The following is a 6,390-nucleotide window of genomic DNA, read 5'->3' as shown; positions in this document are numbered from 1 at the left end:
GACTTGGGGGTCAGCTCGCGTAGGAACGCAGCCGCTCGGCGCGGTCGCCCTGACGCAGCTTGCCCATCACCTCGCGCTCGATCTGCCGGACGCGCTCGCGGGAGAGCCCGAAGAGCTTGCCGATCTGGTCGAGGGTGCGGGGCTGGCCGTCGTCGAGGCCGTACCGCAGGCGGATGACCTGCTGCTCACGTTCGTCGAGGGTGGCGAGCACGGTGCGCACGTCGCTGTGCAGGAGACCGGCGATCACGGCGTTCTCCGCGGACGTGGCCTCGGAATCCTCGATGAAGTCGCCCAGCGGGGCCTCCTCGTCGTTGCCGACCGGCATGTCGAGGCTCACCGGGTCGCGGCTGTGGTCGAGCAGATCCGCGATCTTGTGCGCCGGGATCCCCGACTCCTCGGCCAGTTCGTCGTCGGTCGCCTCACGCCCGAGTTGCTGATGCAGCTCCCGCTTGATGCGGGCCAGCTTGTTGACCTGCTCCACGAGGTGCACTGGCAGCCGGATCGTGCGGCTCTGGTCGGCCATGCCACGGGTGATCGCCTGACGGATCCACCAGGTGGCGTACGTCGAGAACTTGAACCCCTTCGCGTAGTCGAACTTCTCCATCGCGCGGATCAGGCCGAGGTTGCCCTCCTGGATGAGGTCCAGCAGGGGCATGCCGCGTCCGGTGTACCGCTTCGCGAGCGACACGACGAGCCGCAGGTTGGCCTCGAGGAGGTGCGCGCGGGCGGACTGTCCTTCCCGGACGATCGTCGCGAGGTCGCGCTTCTTGGCGGGGGAGAGGCGCTTCCCGGTCTCCAGGATGTGCGCGGCGTACAGCCCAGCCTCGATTCGCTTGGACAGTTCCACCTCGTCTGCGGCCGTCAGCAGAGCTGTGCGGCCGATTCCGTTCAGGTAGACGCGGACCAGGTCGGCAGCGGGGCTCTGGGCGTCCAGATCGGCGGCGCTGGGGCGAATGCGAGTAGTGGTGCTGGGGCTTGTCATGACTTGCCTCCTCATCGGTGGTGTCTCATATGGATCAACGCACCGACGGCCCGGGAAAGTTCCCGGCCGGTAATTTACGAAGAGGCTGTGACCTGCGGGTTTCTCGATTCGGTCCTGAGAAGTTGCTGAGAACACGTATAAGGGGGACGGATCGGGAACCCGGCGGCTACGCGGGGAGCACCAGTCCGTGCCGGACGAGGGCGTGCACGAGCGGCACCGCCGACTGCGCGAGTTCTTCGGCGTCGACCCCGTGCGCGGCGGCGAGGAGTTCGATCAGTTCGCCCAGCACCAGGCCGTCGCCGCGCATGCCCGCGACGAGCGAGGCGACGAGATCGTCGACCTCGTGCTGCCACGCCGGGCCGTTCCCCCGGTGCAACCGGGCGACCACCTGCGTCCATCCCTCGTCGCCGGGCAGGAACACCCGCTCCAGGGCGGTGCTCTCCTCGACCCGGAACCGGGAGGTGAGCACGTCGTGGTCGCGCAGCCACGCCACCCGCTCGAAGTACGCGAGAGCCTCCGCGCCGAGCGGATCGGTGAAGCCGTGCGTGAGGTCCTCCGCCATGAGGTCGGTGGGTGCGTCGGTCCGGCGCAGGTAGACGAACCCGAAACCGACTCCCTCCACGTCCGCGCTCGCGAGGTGGTCCAGCCAGTCCTCGGCGACCGTCGCGGTGGCCGGATCCCGGGTGTCGAGGCCGCCGTCCCGCATCCAGGTGCCCACGTACAGGGCCGGGTCCGCGACGTCCCGTTGCACCACCCACGCGTCGATCCCGTGGGCGGGCAGCCAGGACGCCACCCGGGCACGCCAGTCCTCGCCCTCGACGTGGATCCAAGAAGCCAGCAGCGCCGCGGTGCCGCCGGGCGCGAGGTAGCCGGCCACCCGGGAGATCATCAGTTCGCTCGCGCCGTCGAGGTCGAGGCCGGAGTTGCGGTAGGTGTGGCCCACTGCGGCGCGGCTCACGACGAACGGCGGATTGGCCACCACCTGATCGAACGTGCGGCCCTCGACCGGCTCGAACCACGACCCGGCGAGCAGTTCCACCTCCTGCTCGTTGAGCGCTGCCGTGACGGCCGCCAGGTCCACCGCCCGGACGTTCAGGTCCGTCGCCGTGATCGAGTCGGCGTAGGAGGCGCCGTGCAGGGCCTGGATGCCGCACCCCGTCCCGATGTCGAGCAACGTTCCGACCGGTGCGGTCGGGGTGGCCTGCAGCAGCGACAGCGACGCGTGCCCGACGCCGATGACGTGATCGACGGGGGTCTCGCGGGGGCGGAGGGAACCGTCGAGGTCGGAGAGCACCCAGCGGTTGCCGCCGCCGATGTGCAGCGGCCGCAGGTCGAGGGCGGCCCGGACGACGTCGCCGTCGGATTCGAGCAGTCCTGCGGCGACGGCGTCGTCGACCGCGAGCGGGGACAGCGCCGCTGCCACCTCGCCGGCGGGGCAGTCGTCGGTGAGCAGGAACAGCCGGATCAGGGTGCCGAGTTCGCCGCAGGACGCGCTGGCCCGGCGCACCGGGACCGGCTCGTTGCGGCTCAACGCCGCATGGGCCTCGGGGCCCAGCGCATCGAGCAAGGTGTCCGTGTCGTACCGATTGCGGAGGAGGGCCGCACGCAGAGACGGGCAGATCGACAGCAGTTCGTCACGGTTCACCCGTGCATTGTTGCAGGACGCCCGACGGCGTCAGCCCTCGATCGTGTGGTGCGGCGGCGCGGGCAGGGCGGTCGACGGCGACTCGCGGTGGTCGTACCGGCTGGGCTCGTCCTTGGTGCGCGGCGGCCGGTCGTTCGCGATGAGGACCGCGATCCAGGGCAGCGGGATCGACACGCCGATGATTGCCATCGAGATCCACGGGTTCTCCCAGATGCCGTACGCCACCGCCGCGAAGATCAGCGCCGGGAACCGGAACGACATGATGAGCAGGTACTTGCGGACACGGGCACGGTGTTGATCCTCGATGGATCGCGCTGCCTCGGTGATGAGAACCGGATTACTCGGTGAGCCGGCGTCGTGGGACCCACCGAACCCTGCACTTCGTGCCATGTCTCCACTGTTCCACTGTCGGCCGGCAAATGCACACGGGGGGTGGGATCGCCGGCCGGTTGCGGCATTATTGAGGGGTGAGCACTCAAACCAAGGAACGGCCCGACGTCACCACCGACGAGTCGACCGATGACGACACTCCCAAGGTCTTCCATTACGTGAAGAAGAACAAGATCGCGGAGAGCGCCGTCATGGGCACTCACGTCGTCGCGTTGTGCGGCGAGGTGTTTCCGGTGACGAAATCCGCGAAGCCGGGATCGCCGGTCTGCCCCGACTGCAAGAAGATCTACGAAGGATTGCGCAAGGGCGACTGAGGCTTCGCCGGCGCTCGTCGCACACCCGGTGGCTCGGGAGATTCGCGTACCGGGCCGTCGGGCTTTTCGTCGTTCCCCGACCCCGGTGCGGTCGGCTCCGGCCGGGCACGGTCGCCGACGACCTTGATCGGGCCGGTGGCGATGCGACGCGTGAGGCTGGTCACCGGACCCGTCGACGGTGAACTCTCGGCCTGCGCGGCGATCCAGTCCCGCATCTGGTCGATCCGGGTCGCCCGGGCAGGCCAGAACTCCTGCACGGTGGCGTTGAACTCGGCGCCGAGCACCACCGCGAAACCCAGGAAGAACGTGAACAGCAGGAACGCGATCGGCGTGGCCAGCGCCCCGTACGTGTATCCGGTTCCCGCGACCCACGAGAGGTAGCGGCGCAGACAGGTGCTCGCTCCGAGGAAGAACACTCCCGCGACGAGCGCGCCGCCGAGCAGCCGATGCCAGGGCAGCGACCGGGGGAGCGCCACCTTGTACAGCGTCGTCAGGCCGACGATGAGCAGCAGTCCCACACCGGGGTAGTAGAACGTGTCGACGATCTCCGTCCCGATGGTGCGCCACGCCTCCGGAAGCACCCTCCCGACGAGCGTCGGCCCCAGCGCGACCAGCGGCAGGGTGAACACGGCGAGAATCAGGAACATCACGTAGAGCAGCAACGCGAACACGCGTTGCCACACCGGGTGCCGCGCCTCCTGCTGGCCGTGGGCCTCGACGATCGAGTCCACGAACGTGGAGATGGCCGACGAACCCGCCCAGAGCGACAGCAGAAAGCTCAGGGACACGATCTCGGGACGTCCCCGTTCGAGGACGTCCCCGACCGTCGGGCGGATGATCTGTTCGACCACGCTGTCGCTGAACACGGTCCCGCTGAAGTTGATGATCTTCGACTGGATGATGTCGACGGTGTCGGGTCCGAACCACCCGCCCACGTAGCCGAGCATGCCGAGCAGTCCGAGTAGGAGCGGGGGCAGCGACAGCGTCTGCCAGAACGCCGCCGTGGCCGCCTTCCCGAAGATCGAATCGTCCCACGCCTTGCTTGCTGTGCGACCGATCACGCTCAGTGCGCGACGTAGCGGATGCCACCCGGACCGGGGCGGATCACCGCCACTCTGCGGTGTTGTCGAGGGTGTTTCGGTCATGATGTTTCCAGCATCCCTGACGACACGCCCGGTTGCCCACCGCTGCCGTCCTCGTGTCGCGACAAATCTGTCACTATCGGAACTCGCGAATGCGGTTCGCGTCGGATCCGGGCGCTAGGCTCCTTGACGGACAGCGCCTTCGGGTGTGGACCGGACGTGTCGATCGATACCGAGGAGTGCGAGCAAACAGTGCCATGCCAGCGGAGGGCAGCCCGTGAGTGCTGAGACAGTGGGCTCCCAGTCGGCGCCGACAGTGGAAACCGAGGCCGCGCAGATCGTGGGCACCGAGGCCTACCTCGCACAGACCGAACCAGCCAGGCCCGCGGGGTCACTGCGTGCCTGGCAGCGTCGTGCGCTGACCAAGTACCTGTCCACCGGACCCCAGGATTTCCTCGCGGTCGCGACGCCGGGGGCCGGTAAGACCACGTTCGCGCTGCGGGTCGCGTCCGAGTTGCTGCGCGACCGCACCGTCGACCAGGTGACGGTGGTCGCACCGACCGAGCACCTCAAGCACCAGTGGGCCGAGTCCGCGGCGCGCAACGGCATCGCGCTGGACTCGTACTTCTCGAACTCGACCGGGCAGACGTCCAGCGACTACCAGGGTGTGGTGGTGACGTACGCGCAGGTCGCCTCCCACCCGTTCAAGCACCGGGTCCGCACCGAGAGCCGGCGCACGCTGGTCATCCTCGACGAGATCCACCACGGTGGCGACGCGAAGAGCTGGGGTGACGCCATCCGGGAGGCGTTCGGTGACGCCACCCGCCGCCTCGCCCTGACGGGTACGCCGTTCCGCAGCGACGACAGCGCGATCCCGTTCGTGACGTACGAACCCGACCGCGAGGGTCTGATGCGCTCGAAGGCGGATCACTCGTACGGGTACTCCGACGCGCTCGCGGACGGCGTCGTCCGGCCCGTCGTGTTCCTCGCGTACTCCGGCGAGGCACGCTGGCGGAACAACGCCGGCGAGGAGTTCTCCGCGCGGCTCGGCGAGCCGCTCAGCGCGGAACAGACGGCCCGGGCGTGGCGCACGGCCCTGGACCCGTCGGGCGACTGGATTCCCGCGGTCCTGCACGCCGCCGACACCCGTCTCGGCCAGTTGCGCACCGGCGGCATGCCCGACGCGGGCGGCCTCGTGATCGCCACCGACCAGACCGTCGCCCGCGCCTACGCGCAGACCCTGAAGGCGGTCACCGGCGAAGACCCGGTCGTGGTCCTCTCCGACGACCCGACGGCCTCCAAGCGGATCGCCGAGTTCGGCGCGAGCACCCAGAAGTGGATGGTCGCCGTCCGCATGGTGTCGGAAGGCGTCGACGTCCCCCGCCTGGCTGTCGGCGTGTACGCCACCAGTGCGTCCACCCCGCTCTACTTCGCGCAGGCGATCGGTCGTTTCGTGCGGTCCCGCCGCAAGGGCGAGACGGCGAGCGTGTTCCTGCCGTCGGTGCCGGTGCTGCTCGACCTCGCCAGCCAGCTGGAGGCGCAGCGCGACCATGTGCTGGGCAAGCCGCACCGGGAGAAGGACGGCTTCGACGACGACCTGCTCGCGGACGCGAACAAGCAGAAGGACGAACTCGGCGAGGAGGAGAAGGCGTTCACCTCGCTCGGTGCCGACGCCGAGCTCGACCAGGTGATCTACGACGGCTCGTCCTTCGGGACCGCCACGTTCTCGGGCTCCGACGAGGAGGCCGACTACCTGGGTCTGCCCGGTCTCCTCGACGCCGACCAGATGCGCGCCCTGCTGCGTCAGCGTCAGTCGGAGCAGCTGGACAAGCAGGAGCCCGCTCCGGCGCCCGTGCACACGCCGGTTCCGCAGGTCGCGGACCGGGTGGCGGCCGCCGGTCAGCTCGCGCAACTGCGCCGCGAACTGAACAGTCTCGTCGCGATGCACCACCACCGGACGGGCAAGCCGCACGGCAC

At 69.1% G+C, this 6,390-nt stretch carries 6 protein-coding genes; 2 read left to right on the top strand and 4 right to left on the bottom strand.

Annotated elements, in window-relative coordinates:
• Positions 1 to 10 precede the first annotated feature (10 nt).
• The 3 genes from ACFTZB_RS41470 to ACFTZB_RS41460 form a co-directional block, all read right to left on the bottom strand.
• Positions 11 to 982, bottom strand: coding sequence for a sigma-70 family RNA polymerase sigma factor (locus ACFTZB_RS41470; RefSeq protein WP_378441133.1), 972 nt, complete (start codon positions 980 to 982; stop codon positions 11 to 13).
• Between the two features lie 166 nt (positions 983 to 1,148).
• Entirely contained in the window at positions 1,149 to 2,627 is a 1,479-nt protein-coding gene (locus ACFTZB_RS41465; protein WP_378441131.1) for a methyltransferase, read from the bottom strand.
• Between the two features lie 30 nt (positions 2,628 to 2,657).
• Positions 2,658 to 3,017, bottom strand: a complete 360-nt coding sequence (locus ACFTZB_RS41460) for a DUF3099 domain-containing protein (RefSeq protein ID WP_005261100.1) — start codon at positions 3,015 to 3,017, stop codon at positions 2,658 to 2,660.
• Between the two features lie 77 nt (positions 3,018 to 3,094).
• On the opposite strand from ACFTZB_RS41460, the gene ACFTZB_RS41455 reads away from it, so the two are divergent.
• Positions 3,095 to 3,331: a DUF3039 domain-containing protein gene (locus ACFTZB_RS41455; RefSeq protein WP_185729341.1), complete on the top strand. Its 237-nt coding sequence runs from the start codon at positions 3,095 to 3,097 to the stop codon at positions 3,329 to 3,331.
• On the opposite strand, the gene ACFTZB_RS41450 is transcribed toward ACFTZB_RS41455, so the two are convergent.
• Positions 3,304 to 4,476 carry a YihY/virulence factor BrkB family protein gene (locus tag ACFTZB_RS41450; protein WP_378441128.1) on the bottom strand — a complete coding sequence of 391 codons (1,173 nt, stop codon included), beginning with the start codon at positions 4,474 to 4,476 and terminating at the stop codon, positions 3,304 to 3,306. The two genes, ACFTZB_RS41455 and ACFTZB_RS41450, sit on opposite strands and share 28 nt — an antisense overlap.
• A gap of 253 nt (positions 4,477 to 4,729) precedes the next feature.
• Between ACFTZB_RS41450 and ACFTZB_RS41445 the strand changes: the two genes are divergently transcribed.
• The coding region (locus ACFTZB_RS41445; RefSeq protein WP_378441135.1) for a DEAD/DEAH box helicase at positions 4,730 to 6,390 on the top strand (1,661 nt) is incomplete at its 3' end.

Origin of the sequence: Rhodococcus sp. NPDC057014 (assembly GCF_042673295.1) — a bacterium.
Taxonomy (GTDB): Bacteria; Actinomycetota; Actinomycetes; order Mycobacteriales; family Mycobacteriaceae; genus Rhodococcus_F.
This window is presented reverse-complemented; position numbering and strand designations above follow the sequence as displayed.

Bases quoted from the DNA above. Each gene is read 5' to 3' on its own strand.
- ACFTZB_RS41470 (WP_378441133.1), bottom strand. From the start codon at position 982: ATGACAAGCCCCAGCACCACTACTCGCATTCGCCCCAGCGCCGCCGAT.
- ACFTZB_RS41460 (WP_005261100.1), bottom strand. From the start codon at position 3,017: ATGGCACGAAGTGCAGGGTTCGGTGGGTCCCACGACGCCGGCTCACCG.
- ACFTZB_RS41450 (WP_378441128.1), bottom strand. From the start codon at position 4,476: ATGACCGAAACACCCTCGACAACACCGCAGAGTGGCGGTGATCCGCCC.